Genomic DNA, 814 nt, shown 5'->3' with positions numbered 1-814 from the left:
TGAACTTCCCAGCTTTCACTATACAGATTTAAGCCTCATAATCTAGTTCAAAGAAGAGGTGCTTATGTCTGGCAAACGATTTACTGAAGAATTTAAAAAAGAAGCGATTAAGCAGGTAACGGAACGAGGTTATTCTGTTGCGGAAGTCGCGGAGCGATTAGGAACGACAACACATAGCCTTTACGCTTGGCTAAGTAAATACAAGCAACCACAACCCCGGCAGGCTGCTCAAATTGATGAGCAAGCAGAAATAGCTCGACTCAAAGCAGAACTCAGACGCGTGACAGAAGAGCGAGATATACTAAAAAAGGCCGCCGCGTACTTTGCGAGGGAACACGGGTAAAGTACGCGTTTATCTCCTCACACAAGAAAGAGCATTCGGTGCAGACCATGTGCGAAGTGTTCAAGGTTCATCGCAGCGGATATTACGCGTGGTTAAAGCAGCCAATATCCGCTCGTGAGCAGGAAGATAGTCGATTGCTCTCGCTCATTAAAGAACATTACTTGGCAAGTGGTGGAACATACGGTAGCCCGTGGATCTATCGTGACTTACGAGATGCTGGCGAGACCTGCAGCGTGCACCGCGTTGCAAAGATTATGCGCCGTCATCGAATAAGAGCGCAAATTGGCTATAAGCGCCGTTACATCAAAGGTGGAAGTACCGGCAAAATTGCGGCCAATTTATTGAACCGAGAGTTTAATCCTGACGCACCCAATAAATCATGGGTGAGTGACATCACCTATGTTCGCACATACGAAGGATTTCTCTATGTGGCTACTGTTTTGGATCTATTTTCAAGACGTATCATTGGCT

The 814-nt window shown here is 46.2% G+C and carries 2 protein-coding genes and 1 pseudogene; all 3 read left to right on the top strand.

The window, feature by feature from the left end; all coding sequences use genetic code 11:
- Window positions 1–64: 64 nt before the first annotated feature.
- A complete protein-coding gene (locus tag ACO0LE_RS20245; RefSeq protein ID WP_422962124.1) occupies window positions 65–343 on the top strand; it encodes a transposase in 279 nt (92 codons plus the stop codon).
- Window positions 343–753: pseudogene (locus tag ACO0LE_RS20240) on the top strand (IS3 family transposase); the annotation flags it as partial. The gene ACO0LE_RS20245 and the pseudogene ACO0LE_RS20240, both read left to right, overlap by 1 nt.
- Window positions 727–814: hypothetical protein (locus ACO0LE_RS20235; RefSeq protein WP_422962125.1), on the top strand; the 88-nt coding region annotated here is incomplete at its 3' end. The pseudogene ACO0LE_RS20240 and the gene ACO0LE_RS20235, both read left to right, overlap by 27 nt.

Source organism: Undibacterium sp. Xuan67W (genome assembly GCF_049340165.1).
Taxonomy (GTDB): domain Bacteria; phylum Pseudomonadota; class Gammaproteobacteria; order Burkholderiales; family Burkholderiaceae_D; genus Undibacterium.
Note: the sequence above shows the minus strand (reverse complement) of the source record. Positions and strands in the feature narration are given on the sequence as shown.

Excerpts from the sequence above, each read along its gene's own strand:
- ACO0LE_RS20245 (WP_422962124.1), top strand. The coding sequence starts at position 65 with ATGTCTGGCAAACGATTTACTGAAGAATTTAAAAAAGAAGCGATTAAG.